An 18,337-nucleotide genomic window follows, 5' to 3' on the forward strand; every position below is an offset into this window, starting at 1 on the left:
CTCGCTCCCACAATGGATCGCATTTCAAATGTGGGAGCGAGCCTGCTCGCGAAGAGGCCGGCCCAGGCAACCTCAATCCCTAACCCGCCGCCCCCAGAACTCCCGCGCCAGCAACCGCAAATCCCCCGCCAGCCCCGCCACATCTTCAGAATTGCGCTGACTCTGCCGCCCCTCATCCACCGTCAATTCCGACGCCGTGCGAATGCTGACGATGTTGCGATTAATGTCCTCGCTCACCGCACTCTGCTGCTCCACCGCCGCGGCAATCTGCAGGCTCATCTCGGTGATCTGCTCGACCCGCTCACTGATCCCGTCCAGCGCCCGCGCCGCGCGCTGTGCCTGTTCGACGCTGTTATCCACATGCTCGCTGCTCTGCTGCATCACCAGCACTGCATCGCGCGCGCCATTTTGCAGGCTGCTGATCATCCGCTGAATCTCGTTGGTCGATTGCTGCGTGCGTTGCGCCAACCCGCGCACCTCATCCGCCACCACTGCAAAACCGCGCCCGGCATCACCAGCGCGCGCCGCTTCGATCGCCGCGTTGAGCGCCAGCAGATTGGTCTGCTCGGCGATGCTGCGGATCACCTCCAGTACTCCGGAAATCTCGCTGCTGTGGCCTTCGAGCTGATGAATCACCTCGGTCGCCCGCCGCAACTCCTCGGCCAGACGCAACACCGCACTGCGACTCTCGCCGACCAGCAAATGCCCTTCGCGGGTTTCCGTGCCGGCCATGTCCGCCGCCACTGACGCCTGCTGCGCATGGCTGGCAACCTGCGCGACGCTGGCGGCCATCTGATGAATCGCCGCCGCCACCTGATCGGTCTCCGCCTGCTGCGCCAGCGAACTGTTGTGACTGCTTTGCAGATGATCGACCAGTTGCGCCGCATGCCCGGCCAACTGCTGCGACGCATCACCGATACGCCCGACCACCGCGCCGACCTGGGCTTCGAGCATTTGCAGGGCAAACTCGATCTGGCCGAACTCATCGCGGCGCCCGGTATAGATGCTCTGACTCAACGGATTGTCCGCGACCTGCCGCGCGCGCTCGGTCAGGCGTTCCAGCGGCCGCAAGATCCAGCGCACGCCCAACGCGCAGAGACTGCTGCCGACCACAAATGCCAGCCCATCGATCCATGCCGACTCCGGACGCAACCAGGCCTCGATCCCCAACACCAGCCCCAGCAACGCACTGGCCAACACCGTGATCCTGCCACGCAGACCTAAAGTGGGCAGCGGCCGCCGTCCCTTCAACTCTCCACGCAACTGCGCGTACACCCGCTCCGCCGCCGCCACCTGCCGTGCATCCGGCCGGGTGCGTACCGACTGATACTCCACCGCCACGCCGCTCTGCGTAACCGGCGTGACATACGCGCTGACCCAATAATGATCGCCATTCTTGCAACGATTCTTCACCAGCCCCATCCACGAGCGCCCGCCCTTCAGCGTCTGCCACATATGCGCAAACGCCAGCGCCGGCATGTCCGGATGGCGCAACAGGTTGTGTGGCTTGCCGAGCAATTCGTCGCGACTGTAGCCGCTGATCCTGATGAAATCGTCGTTGGCGTAAGTGATCGCGCTGGTCAGATCAGTGGTCGAGAGAATGTTCGCGTCCGGCGCCACATCGACGTTACGGCCGGTTACCGGGAGATTGATCTTCATGGAAAGCGCGCTCGTTTTATGGGAAGAGTCGGCAGGGCTGCTGACTCTAAGCGCACCAATTGGTCAAATATTGATCTGGCTCAGGATCTGAGCACTTAGCCATCACTGCGACCGAAAATCGCAGTCGATGGCTGAAGGCGGGATGAAACTCAGCGCTTGCCCATCGAGCGACGGGTGCCCGGCGGCGCCATGCCCGGGGTCTTGGTGTGGCCGTTCTTGGCGCCGTTCTTGTACCACGGCTGATTCGAACCCTTGGCCGCCGCCAGTTCACCCGGTTTGAACGGGAACTTGAAAGCCGGAATCTCGGGTTTGGTTTCGCTGGTGTCAGTCAGCTCGGCCGGGACATCGCTCACGGCGTCGTCAACCGGCGGTTGGGTCGGGGAAGTCATAAAAGCTCCGCAAAGCAAAAAAGTCCGGCCCGAACAGTGAGCCGCGAAGGCGCGCAGTATACCTGCGCGCCTTGCGACAGCACCTGAAGATTTGCAGCGCACGCCGAACGGTTTAGAGGTAGGTGCAATGTTTCCCGAATCGGGAATGATCGGTCCCTTTTTGGGACCGGTTAACAACAATAGCCGGCAGAGGTGCGTCGCCCGCACAGACGTCTTCGCGAGCAGGCTCGCTCCCACAGGTGGACTGTCTTTTAACCTGTAGGAGTGGGCCTGCTCGCGATGAACGATGACGCGGTGCTCGGACGGATCAAGTGCGTGGATCAACCCTATCCAGCGCCCGGTTCACCGCCAGTTCGGCGAGCATGACGATCTGCTGGATCGCCAGCGCCGTGCTGCGTTGCGGGCCGCCGAGTTCATTGGCGAAGTTACTGGCCATGGCACTGGCAGAGGCCAACGATTCGTAAGCGTGGGCGAGCAGGGTTTCGGTGTCGATGCCTGGGTTGACCAGAAACATGGTGCTTGGCTGTCGCGGCTGGACGGGTTGCGGACTGAGGTAAAAGTCGAGCGCGCGTTTGATGGCTTCGCGGTTTTGGGCGAGGTCTTCTGCGCGGATGGCTTCGGCGAGCGGGGTTGTGGTTTCTTCGGGAGGATCGGGTACGGGTTTCGACATTGAATTGATCTCTAATCATCTGATTAAAGCCATCTCTGTCGTTTCTCACGCGACGAAGAGGTGGCAGCTATGTGCGGAGTGAGAAACCGGTAAGAGATCAACCCGGCCGAACCGAAGTCCGCCCGCACACAGCCGCCATAGAAGATCGTCGGCAGCAAATAAGCTGGCGGCGATTATGGTGCGGCTGGCGCTTGATTAAAACCTCTTAGCGGGTTCTCACACCCGATCACCGATTTGCGGTGACATCCAAAGCCTAGAGATCGTGCGTCCGACGGACAACCTGAAAACCTTGTGGGAAGGTTCTGGTTGTTTGGCACAGAATTAAACAGCTCAACGTAATCGGCTGACTGGACAGACCTCTTCGCGAGCAAGCCCGCTCCCACCGTTGAACCGAGTACACCTACCGGAGATTGGTCGGCTGTCAGGCCGTCATCGCTGGCAAGCCAGCTCCCACAAAAGAGCAAAAGCAAAAGCAAAAGCAAGATCAAAAGATCGCAGCCTCCGGCAGCTCCTACAGGGAAGATAAGTACAACCCGCACGCGGCGCATGCCGCCCCACTCCAGGATGAGCGCAAGCTCGGCTGCCGCTCTTGATCTTGATCTTGATCCACGGGCGACGTCGGAAGGCTGAGTGGAGGGATTGATCCGGGGGTGGGAGCGCAGCGACCGTTTGGCGCAGCCAAACACAGCGAGAGGAGGTGCAGCGAAGCAAACCGGAGGCGCTGCCCCCGGATCAATCCCGCAGCGAAGGAACCCCGAGCCCCAGCGAGCGGGCCGAACGCAGGAGCAAGCCTTTTTGGTTACTTTTTCGGCGTCTGGAAAAAGTAGCCCCGTAATCAGCCACACCCGCAGAAACGGATATACACCCCGGCGAAACTGACAGCGCTGACAGCCAGCCGTCACCCTACTGACCTGCAGACAGGTTTATAAAGACAACAACCCTGCCCAAACTCCGTCCGGCGCCCACCCCGCATGCGAATCAAAAAAAACCAAGCCCTGCTAGCCCTAGTGATCGCCCTGGCCGCCGCAGGCACATGGTGGGCACTGAAACCCGCCCCGACCAAACTGGCCACCCCAACCGCCATCCCGGTCCGCGTCGTCACCGTCAGCGAAAAAGACGTCCCCCGCTACACCACCGGCATCGGCTCCGTACTCTCATTACACAGCGTCGTAGTACGCCCACAAATAGACGGCATCCTCACCAAAATCCTCGTCAAGGAAGGCCAACTCGTCAAAGCCGGCGACCTGCTCGCCACCATCGACGACCGCTCGATCCGCGCCAGCCTCGACCAGGCCCGCGCGCAACTGGGCGAAAGCCAGGCGCAATTGCAGGTCGCCCTGGTCAACCTCAAACGCTACAAACTGCTCACCGTCGACGACGGAATCTCGAAACAGACCTACGACCAGCAACAAGCACTGGTCAACCAACTCAAAGCCACCGCCCAAGGCAACCAGGCCTCGATCGACGCGGCGCAGGTACAACTTTCTTACACGCAGATCCGCTCCCCGGTCACCGGCCGCGTCGGTATTCGTACAGTCGATGAAGGCAACTTCCTGCGCATGACCGACACCGCCGGCCTGTTCACCGTGACCCAGATCGACCCGATCGCCGTGGAATTCTCGCTGCCGCAGCAAATGCTGCCGACCCTGCAGGGCCTGATCAACGATCCGCAGCACGCACAGGTCAAGGCCTACATCGGTGCCGACACCGACGGCGAAACCGGCAACCTGCTCGGCGAAGGTCACCTGACCCTGATCGACAACCAGATCAACGCCAACACCGGCACCATCCGCGCCAAGGCCGAATTCGACAACGCCAGCCAGAAGCTCTGGCCGGGCCTGCTGGTGACGGTAAAAATTCAGACGGCACTGGATAAGAATGCGCTGGTGGTGCCGCCTACCGTCGTACAGCGCGGTCTCGACCAACACTTCGTTTACCGCGTGAATGGCGACAAAGTCGAAGCCGTACAAGTGCAGATGGTCTATCAGGGCAGCGGGCAGGACATCATCAAAGGCGTGAAAACCGGTGACGTGCTGGTGACCGACGGCCAGTCGCGGCTCAAACCCGGCTCGACCGTGCAGGTCATGAGTGAACCGCCACAGGTGGTGCAAGCGGAGCCGAAACCATGAAGGCGCACAAAGGCGTCTCCACCTGGTGCATCGATCACCCGGTCGCGACGATTCTGTTGACCATCGCTTTGGTGCTGGTCGGCGTGATTGCCTTCCCGCGCCTGCCGATTGCCCCACTGCCGGAAGCGGAATTTCCGACAATTCAGGTCTCGGCGCAGTTGCCCGGCGCCAGCCCCGACACCATGGCTTCGTCCGTGGCCACGCCGTTGGAGGTGCAATTCAGCGCCATCCCCGGCATGACCCAGATGACCTCCAGCAGTGCGCTCGGCTCCAGCCTGCTGACCCTGCAATTCACCCTCGACAAGAGCATCGATACCGCCGCTCAGGAAGTCCAGGCCGCGATCAATACCGCCGCCGGCAAGCTGCCTAAGGACATGCCGACCCTGCCGACCTGGAAGAAGGTCAACCCGGCCGACAGCCCGGTGCTGATCTTAAGCGTCAGCTCGACGCAAATGCCCGGCACCGAACTCAGCGACCTGGTGGAAACCCTGCTCTCGCGTCAGATCAGTCAGATCGACGGCGTAGGCCAGATCAACATCACCGGTCAGCAACGTCCGGCGATCCGCGTGCAAGCCTCGGCCGACAAACTGGCGGCGATCGGCCTGACCCTGGCCGACATTCGTCTGGCGATCCAGCAGACCAGCCTCAACCTCGCCAAAGGTGCGTTGTACGGCGAATCGAGCATCTCGACACTGTCGACCAACGACCAGTTATTCAAACCCGAGGACTACAGCCAACTCATCGTTTCCTACAAGGACGGCGCCCCGGTTCACCTGCGGGATGTCGCCAAAGTCGTCAACGGTTCGGAAGATGCCTACGTGCAAGCCTGGGCTGGTGATCAACCCGGGGTGAACCTGGTGATCTCGCGCCAGCCCGGCGCGAACATCGTCGAAACCGTCGACCGCATTCAAGCCGCCCTGCCCGGCCTCGAAGCCATGCTCCCGGCCTCGGTGCAGGTGAAAACCCTGATCGACCGCACCCAGACCATCCGCGCCTCGCTGCATGAAGTCGAGATCACCCTGTTGATCGCGATCCTGCTGGTGGTGGCGGTGATGGCGCTGTTCCTGCGGCAGTTGTCGGCGACGATGATTGTGTCGGCGGTGCTCGGTGTATCGCTGACCGCCAGTTTCGCCCTGATGTACCTGCTGGGATTCAGCCTGAACAACCTGACGCTGGTGGCGATCGTCGTCGCGGTCGGGTTTGTCGTGGACGATGCGATTGTGGTGGTGGAGAACATCCACCGGCATCTGGAGGCCGGCGACAGCATGCGCGAGGCGGCGATCAAAGGTGCCGGCGAGATCGGCTTCACCGTGGTTTCGATCAGTTTCTCACTGGTGGCGGCGTTCATTCCGCTGCTGTTCATGGGCGGCGTGGTCGGGCGGCTGTTCAAGGAATTCGCCCTGACGGCGACCTCGACCATTTTGATTTCGGTAGTGGTGTCGCTGACCCTTGCGCCGACGCTGGCAGCGCTGTTCATGCGCAAACCGGTGCATCACGCCCACGACAAACCGGGCTTCAGCGAACGCCTGCTCGGCTGGTACGAAAAAGGTCTGCGCCGCGCCCTCGCCCACCAGAAACTGATGATCGGCGTGTTCGGTTTGTCCCTCGCTTTGGCCATCGCCGGTTACATCTTTATCCCCAAGGGTTTCTTCCCGGTGCAGGACACCGGGTTTGTCCTCGGCACCACCGAAGCCGCTGCGGATATTTCCTACGGCGACATGGTGAAAAAACACCTGGCCATGGCCGAAATCGTCGCCGCCGATCCGGCCGTTCAGGCGTTCTCGCACTCGGTCGGTGTGTCCGGCAGCAACCAGACCATCGCCAACGGCCGCTTCTGGATTGCCCTGAAAAAACGCGGCGACCGCGACGTCTCGGCCAGCCAGTTCATCGACCGCATTCGTCCGCAACTGATGAAAGTCCCGGGCATCGTCCTGTATCTGCGCGCCGGCCAGGACATCAACCTCAGCTCCGGCCCGAGTCGCGCGCAGTACCAATACGTGCTCAAGAGCAACGACGGCGCGACCCTCGCCACCTGGACCCAGCGTCTGACGGAAAAACTGCGCAGCAACCCGGCGTTCCGCGACATTTCCAACGACCTGCAACTGGGCGGCAGCATCACTCACATCAGCATCGACCGCAGTGCCGCCGCGCGTTTCGGCCTCACCGCGAGCGATGTCGACGAGGCGCTGTACGATGCGTTCGGCCAACGCCAGATCAACGAGTTCCAGACCCAGGTCAACCAGTACAACGTGATTCTGGAGCTGGATACCAAGCAACGCGGCAAAGCCGAAAGCCTCAACTATTTCTATCTGCGCTCGCCGCTGAGTGGCGAGATGGTGCCGCTGTCGGCGCTGGCCAAATTCGATGCGCCGACCATCGGCCCGCTGTCGATTGCCCATGACGGCATGTTCCCCGCCGCCAACCTGTCGTTCAACCTGGCGCCCGGCGTGGCGTTGGGCGACGCGGTGATCCTGCTCAATCAGGCCAAGGCCGAGATCGGCATGCCGACCGCGATCAGCGGCAATTTCCAGGGCGCGGCGCAGGCTTTCCAGAGTTCGCTGGCCAGTCAGCCGTGGCTGATTCTCGCGGCGCTGGTGGCGGTGTACATCATTCTCGGCGTGCTCTATGAGAGCTTCGTACATCCGCTGACAATCATCTCGACGCTGCCGGCGGCCGGTCTCGGGGCGGTGATCATGCTGTGGATCTGCGGTCAGGATTTTTCGATCATGGCGTTGATCGGGCTGGTGTTGCTGATCGGTATCGTCAAGAAAAACGGCATCCTGATGATCGACTTTGCCCTGGAAGCCCAGCGCAATCGCGGACTGGCGCCGCAGGATGCGATTTTCGAAGCGTGCCTGACGCGGTTCCGGCCGATCATCATGACCACCCTCGCCGCCCTGCTCGGCGCGTTGCCGCTGATGCTCGGTTACGGCACCGGCGCGGAACTGCGCCAGCCGCTGGGGATCGCGGTGGTGGGCGGCTTGCTGGTCAGCCAGATGCTGACGCTGTTTACCACGCCGGTCATATACTTGTGGCTTGAGCGGCTTTTCCACAGGCCCAAACCAATGCCCACGACGGCACTGGCGACCACAGACTGAGGCAGGGTCATGCGCGTTCTGATTATCGAAGACGAGGAAAAAACCGCGGACTATCTGCACCGCGGTCTGACGGAACAGGGTTACACCGTGGATCTGGCCCGCGACGGCGTCGAAGGCCTGCACCTGGCGCTGGAAAGCGACTACGCGGTAATCGTCCTCGACGTCATGCTGCCGGGCCTGGATGGCTTCGGCGTGCTGCGCGCATTGCGTGCACGCAAGCAGACCCCGGTGATCATGCTCACCGCCCGCGAGCGCGTCGAAGACCGCATCAAGGGCCTGCGTGACGGCGCCGACGATTACCTCGGCAAACCGTTTTCCTTTCTGGAACTGGTGGCCCGCCTGCAGGCGCTGACCCGGCGCAGCGGTGGCCATGAACCGGTGCAAGTGAGCATCGCCGACCTGTGGATCGATCTGATCAGCCGCAAGGCCACCCGCGCCGGCACCCGGCTGGATCTGACCGCGAAAGAGTTCTCGCTGCTCAGTGTTCTGGCGCGCCGGCAAGGTGAAATCCTCTCGAAAACCGCGATTGCCGAGATGGTCTGGGACATCAATTTCGACAGCGACGCGAATGTCGTCGAAGTCGCAATCAAGCGTCTGCGCGCCAAGCTCGACGGGCCGTTCGACGAGAAATTGCTGCACACCATTCGTGGCATGGGTTATGTGCTGGAGAGCCGTGGTGTCCAGTAATTCCATCGCCCTGCGTTTGAGCGGGATGTTTACGCTGGTGGCGCTGCTGGTGTTTCTGTTGATCGGCGGCGCGCTGTATCAGCAGGTCGACAAAGGCCTGGGTCTGCTGCCGGAAGCCGAGCTGGATGCGCGTTACAGCGTACTGGAGTCGGCGCTCAATCGTTATGGCACGCCTGAGCATTGGGTGAAGATCAACGCCAAGCTCAAGCTGCTCGGCGAGGAAGACAAGCGCATTCGTTTCTGGGTAGTCAGCGGCGATCCCGGTTACGAGTACGGCGCGCCGGACGCGCAAATCCGCGCCTTCGCCAAAGGCCCGACGGGCATGCATGACCTGCAGTTGCCCGAGCATCCTTATCCGCTGAAAGTGCTGCTCACCGAACTGCCGGCCAAGGATCAACGCCCGCCGCTGCGCTTCATGATCGGCATCGATACCGAGACTTTCCACGAGACTCAGCACAACCTGCTGATCGCCTTGGTCAGCCTGGCCATTGTCGGCGTGCTGCTGGCCTCGGCGCTGGGTTACTGGGTGGCGCGGATCGGTCTCAAGCCGCTGATCAAACTGTCTCACGAAGCCCAGCGCCTGGCACCGCCACTACGGGCCGGACGCCTGCGCATGTCACCGTTGCCACCGGAGCTGGAGCAGTTTGTCGACTCGTTCAACTCAACCCTGGAGCGGGTCGAACAGGCCTATTCGCGCCTGGAATCGTTCAACGCCGACGTCGCCCATGAACTGCGCTCGCCACTGACCAACCTGATCGGCCAGACCCAGGTCGCGCTGACCCGCGGGCGCTCCGCCGAGCATTACTTCGAAGTGCTGCAATCGAACCTCGAAGAGCTGGAACGCCTGCGTTCGATCATCAACGACATGCTGTTTCTGGCCAGCGCCGACCAGGGCAGCAAGGCCACCAAACTGACCGAGACTTCTTTGGCCGATGAAGTCGCGACCACGCTGGAGTACCTGGATTTCATCCTCGAAGATGCGCAAGTGCAGGTGCACGTCAGTGGCGATGCGCAGGTGCGGATCGAGATCGCGCATCTGCGCCGGGCACTGATCAATCTGCTGAGCAACGCCGTGCAGCACACCGAGCCGGGCAAGGTGATCGAGGTGTGCATCGAAGTTGAAGAGCATCAGGTCAGCATCGGCGTGGCCAACCCCGGATCGCCGATTGCCAGCGAGCACTTGCCGCGCTTGTTCGAGCGCTTCTACCGGGTCGATGCCTCGCGCAGCAACAGCGGCAACAACCATGGGCTGGGGCTGGCGATCGTCAAGGCGATTGCACTGATGCACGGTGGCGATGTGTTTGTGCGCAGTGATCGGGGGATGAATACCTTCGGCATCCACCTCCCCGTTTAATCGCTGATTAAAGTCCCCTGTGGCGAGGGGATTCATCCCCGATGGGTTGCGAAGCGACCCCAAAATCAGCAATCGCGATCTTCCTGACACAACCAGTACAAAGGATTGAGGGCTGCTTCGCAGCCCATCGGGGATGAATCCCCTCGCCACAGGGAATGGAGTCAACCCGCGGTTGATCTTTGCTTGTGCTGTAACAGTCATTTATGAAAATCACGCTGTTTCTCGGCGCCCGGCAACCTTATCTTTGCCCGCACCAAACAGCACTTGCCAAGCAAGAAGGTTTTCAAGATGTCCAACAGTATGGGTATTGCCAGCGCTTTCGTTTTGTCCTCATTGATCCTGTCGCCGATGGCGATGGCTGAAGAATCGCAAGCGTTCGTAGCGCAGAATGCCGCTCGCGCTCACGCCTTCGAACAATCTCAGGCAGAAGTGATGGCCAAGTCGCAGGACGCCTCGCAAGCCCCTCAAGCCGCCACTTCCCAGGCTCAAGCGGCCGAGAAAGACAGCTGAGTCGCGCACCGCGAAACATTTCCCTCGACGCGGTTGTTTGGCTCTTCCCGTTCAACCGTCGTCCTTGCAGGCCGCTGCCTTTCAGCGGCCTTTTTTCGTTGTGGTCTGAAAGCCGTTTGGTTCGTCTGTAAAAAACAAGAAACATCCCGCACCTCAAGACATTGAAGTGTCAGTTGACCCAAGGAGCTCCATCGCAAGTGCGTTACCCAGTCCGCTTCACCCCGCTGTTCATTGCAATTGCCGCAACGATTGCCCCCGCCGCTCATGCCGACGAAGCCGCCAAACAAGGCTTCATCGAAGGCTCGAGCCTCAACCTCAACGCCCGCAACTACTACATGAATCGCAACCGTCTGCAGCAGACGGACGACAACATCGAGTGGGGCCAGGGTTTTCTCGGGATTTTCCAGTCGGGTTACACCGAAGGCACGGTCGGCTTCGGCATCGATGCCCACGCCATGCTCGGGCTGAAGCTCGACGGCGGTGGCGGTACCGATGGTTCGAGCATCCTGCCGATCAGCGATGGCAACGGCAAAGCGCCGGGCTCGTTCTCGACTGCGGGCGGCACGTTGAAGATGCGCGCGTTCGATACCGAGCTGAAGGCCGGTGACCTGTTCCTCACCAACCCGGTGATTGCCGGCGGTGATTCGCGCATGCTGCCGCAGACCTTTCGTGGCGTGAGCCTGACCAACCACAGCTTCGACGGCTGGATGTTCGAAGGTGGCCAGGCCAGTTTTACCAAGCCGTACAATCAGAGCGGTCGCCAGCGCATCGGCACGTCCTACGGCAAACTCGCCGAGGGCGACGAAAGCCGTCACCTGAACTGGGCCGGCGTGTCCTGGAGCGGCGTCGAAGGCCTGACCAGCAATCTGTACGCCGCCGAGCTGAAGGACATCTGGAACCAGTACTACTACGACCTGGATTACACCTGGCAGTTGAACGATCTGGTCAGCCTCAACCCGGGCCTGCACTTCTATCACACGCAGGACACCGGCGACGCGCTGCTGGGTAACATCGACAACAACACCTACAGCCTGCATTTGACCGTCGGCATCGGCAACCACAGCGTCACCGCTGCGTACCAGCGCGTGAACGGCAACACGCCGTTCGACTACATCAGCCAGGGCGACAGCGTTTACCTCGACAACTCGCAGCAGTACTCGGACTTCAACGGCCCGAACGAACGCTCGTGGAAGCTCAAGTACGCCTACGACTTCGCCGGACTCGGTGTGCCGGGCCTGACTTCGGCAGTTTCCTATTCGCGCGGCACCGTGGACTTTACCAAGGTCGATCCGGGCAGCAAGGGCTACGCCTCGTGGTACAGCGCTGATGGTCGTAACGCCAAGCACTGGGAACGCGACCTCGATTTGAAATACGTGGTGCAGAGCGGTCAGGCAAAAGACCTCGCGGTCCGCCTGCAATGGGCGACCAACCGGGGTGGCAACGGTTACGGCGCGATTGATACGGATACCGATGAATACCGTGTGATTGTCGACTACCCGATCAACGTCTTCTAAGATCGGCGCCATAACACCGTCTTAAATTCAGTGATGCACTCTGTGGGAGCGAGCCTGCTCGCGAAAGCGGTCTACCATTCGACATCCAGGTTGAATGACACAGCGCTTTCGCGAGCAGGCTCGCTCCCACATTGGGAATGGTTTCTGGCTTCAGCAGCAGTGTTTGTGCAACTACTCTTATAAGTCTTACCCCAACCGACAGCCCCCATCATGATCGCGAGCCGTACCCCACCTCTGGCGGGCAAGACCGGACGCCCCGAATTGCTGCTGATCTGCGGCAGTTCGCTGACCGTGATCGCGATTCTGTGCATCGTCACTTTTCTGCTGATTCGTGAGCACGCCAACGCTCAGGAATCGGCCACCCGCAGCGCCACCACCATCGCCCAGTTGATCGACGCCGACGTCCTGCGCACGGTCGAGCTGTACGACCTGACCCTGCAAGGCCTGATCGCCGCCGCCCAGCGCGACGACTTGCGCGATGTCACCCCGCAGATCCGCCATCTGGCACTGTTCGACCGCTCGACCACCGCACGCTTCAAGGGCGACATCCTCCTGCTCGACAAGCACGGCGATGTGGTCGCCGACTCATCACGCGTCGAACCCAAACCGGGCAACTTCGCCGACCGCGATTACTTTCTCGCCCATGCCTTCAACCGTGACATGGGCATGTTCATCAGCCGCCCATTCAAAACCCGCTGCGATTGCGACGAAGCCAATCAGTGGCGAATCAGCTTCAGTCGGCGGATTTCTTCGGACACTGGAGAATTCGCCGGCGTGGCGGTGGCGTCGATGAAACTCGACTACTTCGATCAACTGTTCAACAGCCTCGACATCGGCAAGGACAGCACGCTGAACATCATCAACAGCGACGGCGTGCTGCTGGCGCAGAAGCCTTATCTGCAAAGCGACTCCATCGGCAAGAGTTTCGGCAACCGGCCCAACGTGGTGCGGATTCTAGGCGACAAGGACGGCAGTGGCAGTTTCACCAGCACTTCGAGCATGGATCATCAGCAACGGCTCTACACCTACTCGCGGGTCGGCAATCTGCCGTTGACCGTTATGGTCGCGCTGTCCAGTGATGAGGTGTTCGGCACTTGGCGCCGCACGGCGCTGTTGATCAGCGGCGCCACCGGCGTGCTGTGCGCCGGGCTGCTGTGGCTGACCTGGCTACTTGCCCGTGAGCTGCGCCTGCGCCAGCGCGCCGAACGCGAACTGGCACAACTGGCCGCCACTGATGCGCTGACCGGCGTGGCCAACCGGCGGATGCTCGATCAGGCGCTGCGCCACGAATGGTTCCGCGCCCAGCGTTCGGGCAAGCCGCTGTCGGTGATGATGATCGATGCCGACCACTTCAAGGCCTTCAACGACCGGCATGGGCACCAGGCCGGTGATCAGGCGCTGCGCGAACTGGCCAGGGTAATCACCGCGAACGTGCGACGACCAGGGGATCTGGTCGCCCGTTACGGTGGCGAAGAGTTCTCGGTGATACTCGCCGAAACCGACAGCAGCGGCGCGCGACAGATTGCCGAACATATCCGCCAGGCGGTCGAGCAGATGCCGAGGGTCGACGGGGCCGAACGGCCGATGACGGTGAGTATTGGCATCGCGACGTGGACGGCGGCGAGCGAGATGACGCTGGAGCAGTTGTTGTTTGCAGCGGACAAGGCGCTGTATCAGGCCAAGGAAGGTGGGCGTAACCGGATAGTAGTGGCTGGCTGATTTTTGCGGCGATTGAACTGGCCTCTTCGCGAGCAAGCCCGCTCCCACAGGGGAATGCATTCCAAAATGTGGGAGCGGGCTTGCTCGCGAAGAGGCCTGAACAGGCAACATCAAATTCAAGGCATAAAAAAAGGCCATCCGAGGATGGCCTTCAAAAAACTAGAGAGGTTTTTTACTTACACCGCCGCAACCGGGCGCATGTAAGAGATTGGTGCGGTGCTGGCGTCTTCGAACGTCACGACTTCCCACGCATCTGTCTGCTCAATCAACTTGCGCAGCAGCTGGTTGTTCAGTGCATGACCGGACTTGAAGCCTTTGAACTCACCAATCAGGCTGTTACCCAGCAGGTACAGGTCGCCAATCGCATCGAGGATCTTGTGCTTCACGAATTCGTCTTCGTAGCGAAGGCCGTCTTCGTTCAGTACACCATCGGAATCAACCACGATCGCGTTTTCAACGCTGCCGCCGAGTGCGAGGTTGTGCTTGCGCAGGTACTCGATGTCACTCATGAAACCGAAAGTACGGGCGCGGCTGACTTCTTTTACGAACGAAGTGCTGGAAAAATCCACGCTTGCACTTTGGGTGCGGTCCCGGAAAACCGGGTGATCGAAGTCGATCTCGAAGCTCACCTTGAACCCTTCGAAAGGGACGAAAGTGGCGCGCTTGTCGCCATCTTCCACTGTCACTTCACGCAGGATGCGGATGAATTTCTTGGCGGCGTCCTGCTCTTCCAGGCCAGCCGATTGAATCAGGAATACGAACGGTCCAGCGCTGCCATCCATGATCGGGACTTCGGACGCGGAGAGCTCGACGTAGGCGTTATCGATGCCCAGGCCAGCCATGGCCGAGAGCAAGTGCTCTACCGTGTCCACTTTGACGTCGCCGTTGATCAGCGTCGTCGACATAGTGGTTTCACCGACGTTTTCCGCGCGGGCAGGGATCTGCACCACAGGGTCGAGGTCAGCGCGACAAAACACAATGCCAGTGTCGACAGGCGCAGGCTTGAGGGTCAGGTAGACCTTCTCCCCGGAATGCAGGCCTACACCTGTGGCACGGATAATATTTTTCAGTGTGCGTTGTTTAATCATGGCTTGGGCCGCTTCAGCGCAAATTGCGAACTGGTATCAACAAAGGCTGGCGATAATAGCAGACCGAGCCTTTGCTGAACACCAATCACCGTCATAGCCCTGATACATTCCATCAATCGGCCTGACGACGCAGGAATGCCGGGATGTCCAGGTAATCCAGATCGTCCTGCGGGTTCATCTTCGCGGCAGTCGCAGCACCGGCCTGAGCCTGGTTGCGCATGACGGTCGGACGGTCCAGGTCACGGTAGTTCACCGCCGGAGCTTCCTGACGCGCAGGAGCCGGTTGTTGAACCTGAGCGGCAGCCATGGAGGTGTGAACGGTGTTGTCGATGACCTTCACAGGCTTCTCGATTTTCGCGCCCAGACCGGTGGCAACCACGGTGACGTGCAGTTCGTCGCGCATGTCCGGATCGATAACGGTACCGACCTTGACCATTGCGTGCTCGGAAGCGAAGGCTTCGATGATGCTACCCACGTCGGAGTACTCGCCCAGGGACAGGTCAGGACCGGCGGTGATGTTCACCAGGATGCCGCGTGCACCTTGCAGGTTCACGTCTTCCAGCAGCGGGTTGCGGATGGCCGCTTCGGTCGCTTCACGTGCACGGTTCGGACCGCTGGCGCAGCCAGTGCCCATCATCGCCATGCCCATTTCGCTCATCACGGTACGCACGTCGGCGAAGTCGACGTTGATCATGCCCGGACGCTTGATGATGTCGGAGATACCGCGAACGGCACCGGCCAGTACGTCGTCAGCCTTGGCGAAAGCCGACAAGAGGCTTGCGTCTTTACCGAGGATGGTCAGCAGCTTCTCGTTAGGGATGGTGATCAACGAGTCGACGCTTTCGGAGAGCATGCGGATGCCTTCGTCGGCGATCTGCATACGCTTGCGGCCTTCGAACGGGAACGGACGGGTCACGACCGCAACGGTCAGGATGCCCATTTCCTTGGCCACTTCGGCGATGATCGGCGCAGCACCGGTACCGGTACCGCCGCCCATGCCAGTGGTGATGAACACCATGTTGGTGCCCTGCAGGACTTCGGCAATGCGCTCACGGTCTTCGAGAGCGGCCTGACGACCTACTTCAGGGTTGGCGCCAGCGCCCAGACCTTTGGTCACGCCGGTGCCCAGTTGCAGGATGGTACGCGCGCCGATGTTTTTCAGCGCTTGAGCATCAGTGTTGGCGCAGATGAATTCGACGCCTTCGATGTTGCTCTTGACCATGTGGTTGACAGCGTTGCCGCCGCCACCGCCAACACCGATAACTTTGATTACCGGGCTTGCGGGGATGTTGTCTACGAGTTCGAACATTTTCCCTCTCCTTACATTCTCTAGTTTTTTCGCCTACTGCATTTTTGTAACGGTGTTGCGGTAAAGCTTTAGAAGTTGCCTTGAACCCACTTCTTCAATCGGTCCAGCAACGGCGCCTGTGGCTCATCGTTGCTGTAGCTGTCGCGGCTGCCGATGCCCGAGAACGAGATCCCGTCGGACTGCTTCTGCAGGCCGTACATCAACAAGCCCACGCCAGTGGAATAAATCGGATTGCGCACCACGTCATCCAGGCCCTTCACGCCATGCGGCACGCCCAGGCGCACCGGCATGTGGAAGATTTCTTCGGCCAGTTCGGTGGCACCTTCCATCTTCGACGTACCGCCGGTCAGGACGATGCCCGCCGGGATCAGGTCTTCGTAGCCGCTGCGACGCAGCTCGGCCTGGATCAGGGTGAACAGTTCGTCGTAACGCGGCTCGACCACTTCGGCCAGGGCCTGACGCGACAGTTCCCGCGGTGGACGGTCGCCAACGCTCGGCACCTTGATGGTTTCGCCGGCACCGGCCAGTTTGGCCAGGGCGCAGGCGTAGCGGATCTTGATCTCTTCGGCGTACTGGGTCGGGGTGCGCAACGCCATGGCGATGTCGTTGGTCACCTGATCACCGGCAATCGGGATCACCGCGGTGTGGCGGATCGCGCCTTCGGTGAAGATCGCGATGTCGGTGGTGCCGCCGCCGATGTCGACCAAGCACACGCCCAGCTCTTTTTCGTCGTCGGTCAGTACCGAGTAGGCCGAGGCCAGTTGCTCGAGAATGATGTCGTCGATTTCCAGACCGCAGCGACGCACGCATTTTTCAATGTTCTGGGCAGCATTGACGGCGCAGGTGACCACGTGAACCTTGGCTTCCAGACGGACGCCGGACATGCCCAGAGGCTCGCGGACGCCTTCCTGGTTATCGATCACGTAATCCTGCGGCAGGGTGTGCAGCACGCGCTGGTCAGCCGGGATCGCCACGGCCTGGGCGGCGTCGAGTACGCGCTCCAGGTCAGCCGAGCTCACTTCGCGATCACGAATCGCCACGATGCCGTGGGAGTTCAGGCTGCGGATGTGATTGCCGGCCACGCCGACGAAAGCCGAGTGAATGCGGCAGCCCGCCATCAGTTGGGCTTCTTCGATCGCGCGCTGGATCGATTGCACGGTGGACTCGATGTTCACCACCACGCCCTTCTTCAGGCCGCGGGACGGGTGAGTACCGATACCGACGATTTCCAGCGTGCCGTCGTCCGCAACCTCGCCTACCAGCGCCACCACCTTGGAGGTGCCGATATCCAGACCGACGATCATTTTGCCGCTTTGCACGTTTGCCATGGGTCCTGCCTCTTCTTAATTCTTTGCGACAGCGGGTTGGGCTGTCGTCGGCGCTACTGGTTCCCGCCAGCCAACAGCGAGGCCGTTGGCGTAGCGCAGATCGATGCGCGCAATGTTCGTAATCTGGTCTTTAAGCGTCTTGTCATAGATGGCAATGAAGCGGCGCATCTTTTCCACCAGGTTGCCGCGTCCCAGCAGCAACTCGATGCCGGGGCCGGAGCTGCCGGCACCGGTGGTCAGGAACCAGCTGCCACGTTCACGCAGTTCCAGACGCGCGATCGAGAAGCCCAGCGGCCGGAGCATCTGGCTCAGCACCTGATACTGCTGCATCACTTGCTGCTGGGCCCGTTGTGGGCCGAACAGCTGTGGCAGGTGTTCGTAGTTCGCCAACTCCTTTGGCGTGAAGGCCTGACCCTGGTTGTTGAGCAGCGACTCGTCGCCCCAACGGGCCACCGGCAGTTGCTCTTCGAGGCGGATCACCACCTGATCCGGCCACACCCGGCGTACTTCGGCGTGGGCGATCCATGGCATCTGCTCAAGCTCGGTCCGCATGCTGGCCAGATCAATGGTGAAGAAGCTCGACGCCACGTACGGGGCGATTCGCTGCTGCACCGCTTGCTGACTGATGTAGCTCAGGTCGCCCTGCACGGCGATCTTGGTGATCGGCCGATCGGCGTACGGCAGCAAACGCTGTGCGCCTTCGTAGGTACCGAACCCGAGCGCCACCAGCAGCACCGGCCAGAACAGGCTTTTCAGAAAGCCGAAATTGGCTTTCGGCAGGCGCGCGGACATCGGCTCTTTGGCCACCATTCGGCTGGCACCCCGCGGCACCGGCTTGCGGCCGGGTGCGGGTGGCTGATGTCTGAGATGAGCGCCTTGCATG

At 61.0% G+C, this 18,337-nt stretch carries 14 protein-coding genes; 7 read left to right on the forward strand and 7 right to left on the reverse strand.

Annotated elements, in window-relative coordinates:
- Positions 1-72 precede the first annotated feature (72 nt).
- The 3 genes from H043_RS0112595 to H043_RS0112605 all read right to left on the reverse strand — a co-directional run bounded on the left by H043_RS0112595 (position 73) and on the right by H043_RS0112605 (position 2,718).
- Positions 73-1,659 (reverse strand): PAS domain-containing methyl-accepting chemotaxis protein, encoded by a 1,587-nt coding sequence (locus tag H043_RS0112595; protein WP_027612170.1) that lies wholly within the window; start codon positions 1,657-1,659, stop codon positions 73-75.
- A 149-nt stretch (positions 1,660-1,808) separates the two neighbouring features.
- The gene (locus tag H043_RS0112600; RefSeq protein WP_027612171.1) at positions 1,809-2,048 is read right to left on the reverse strand and encodes a hypothetical protein; all 240 of its coding nucleotides are present in this window, start codon (positions 2,046-2,048) and stop codon (positions 1,809-1,811) included.
- A 307-nt stretch (positions 2,049-2,355) separates the two neighbouring features.
- Positions 2,356-2,718, reverse strand: coding sequence for a DUF6124 family protein (locus tag H043_RS0112605; protein WP_027612172.1), 363 nt, complete (start codon positions 2,716-2,718; stop codon positions 2,356-2,358).
- Positions 2,719-3,689: 971 nt separating this feature from the next.
- Here H043_RS0112605 and H043_RS0112610 point away from each other — a divergent pair.
- The 7 genes from H043_RS0112610 (at position 3,690) to H043_RS0112640 (ending at position 13,729) form a co-directional block, all read left to right on the forward strand.
- The gene (locus H043_RS0112610) at positions 3,690-4,847 is read left to right on the forward strand and encodes an efflux RND transporter periplasmic adaptor subunit (RefSeq protein WP_027612173.1); all 1,158 of its coding nucleotides are present in this window, start codon (positions 3,690-3,692) and stop codon (positions 4,845-4,847) included.
- Positions 4,844-7,945 carry a multidrug efflux RND transporter permease subunit gene (locus H043_RS0112615; RefSeq protein ID WP_027612174.1) on the forward strand — a complete coding sequence of 1,034 codons (3,102 nt, stop codon included), beginning with the start codon at positions 4,844-4,846 and terminating at the stop codon, positions 7,943-7,945. The genes H043_RS0112610 and H043_RS0112615 overlap by 4 nt, the downstream gene beginning before the upstream one ends.
- Before the next feature lie 9 nt (positions 7,946-7,954).
- On the forward strand, positions 7,955-8,632 hold the full coding sequence (locus H043_RS0112620) for a heavy metal response regulator transcription factor (protein ID WP_007916978.1): 678 nt from the start codon (positions 7,955-7,957) through the stop codon (positions 8,630-8,632).
- Positions 8,622-9,986: a heavy metal sensor histidine kinase gene (locus H043_RS0112625; protein ID WP_027612175.1), complete on the forward strand. Its 1,365-nt coding sequence runs from the start codon at positions 8,622-8,624 to the stop codon at positions 9,984-9,986. Before H043_RS0112620 ends, H043_RS0112625 begins: the two co-directional genes overlap by 11 nt.
- 288 nt (positions 9,987-10,274) lie before the next feature.
- On the forward strand, positions 10,275-10,496 hold the full coding sequence (locus tag H043_RS0112630; protein ID WP_027612176.1) for a hypothetical protein: 222 nt from the start codon (positions 10,275-10,277) through the stop codon (positions 10,494-10,496).
- Positions 10,497-10,693: 197 nt separating this feature from the next.
- Complete coding sequence (locus tag H043_RS0112635) at positions 10,694-12,010, forward strand: OprD family porin (RefSeq protein ID WP_027612177.1); 1,317 nt, start codon at positions 10,694-10,696, stop codon at positions 12,008-12,010.
- 210 nt (positions 12,011-12,220) lie between these two features.
- On the forward strand, positions 12,221-13,729 hold the full coding sequence (locus H043_RS0112640; RefSeq protein WP_027612178.1) for a sensor domain-containing diguanylate cyclase: 1,509 nt from the start codon (positions 12,221-12,223) through the stop codon (positions 13,727-13,729).
- Between the two features lie 176 nt (positions 13,730-13,905).
- Here H043_RS0112640 and lpxC read toward each other — a convergent pair whose 3' ends face one another.
- The 4 genes from lpxC to H043_RS0112660 all read right to left on the reverse strand — a co-directional run bounded on the left by lpxC (position 13,906) and on the right by H043_RS0112660 (position 18,336).
- Positions 13,906-14,817, reverse strand: a complete 912-nt coding sequence (gene lpxC, locus H043_RS0112645) for a UDP-3-O-acyl-N-acetylglucosamine deacetylase (RefSeq protein WP_007961638.1) — start codon at positions 14,815-14,817, stop codon at positions 13,906-13,908.
- A gap of 112 nt (positions 14,818-14,929) precedes the next feature.
- On the reverse strand, positions 14,930-16,126 hold the full coding sequence (gene ftsZ, locus H043_RS0112650) for a cell division protein FtsZ (protein ID WP_007961637.1): 1,197 nt from the start codon (positions 16,124-16,126) through the stop codon (positions 14,930-14,932).
- 68 nt (positions 16,127-16,194) lie between these two features.
- Positions 16,195-17,454, reverse strand: a complete 1,260-nt coding sequence (ftsA, locus tag H043_RS0112655; protein WP_003228014.1) for a cell division protein FtsA — start codon at positions 17,452-17,454, stop codon at positions 16,195-16,197.
- A 15-nt stretch (positions 17,455-17,469) separates the two neighbouring features.
- The gene (locus tag H043_RS0112660) at positions 17,470-18,336 is read right to left on the reverse strand and encodes a cell division protein FtsQ/DivIB (RefSeq protein WP_007961636.1); all 867 of its coding nucleotides are present in this window, start codon (positions 18,334-18,336) and stop codon (positions 17,470-17,472) included.
- Between the last annotated feature and the right edge of the window lies 1 nt (position 18,337).

It is taken from the genome of Pseudomonas sp. URIL14HWK12:I6 (genome assembly GCF_000514195.1).
GTDB lineage: Bacteria > Pseudomonadota > Gammaproteobacteria > Pseudomonadales > Pseudomonadaceae > Aquipseudomonas > Aquipseudomonas putida_A.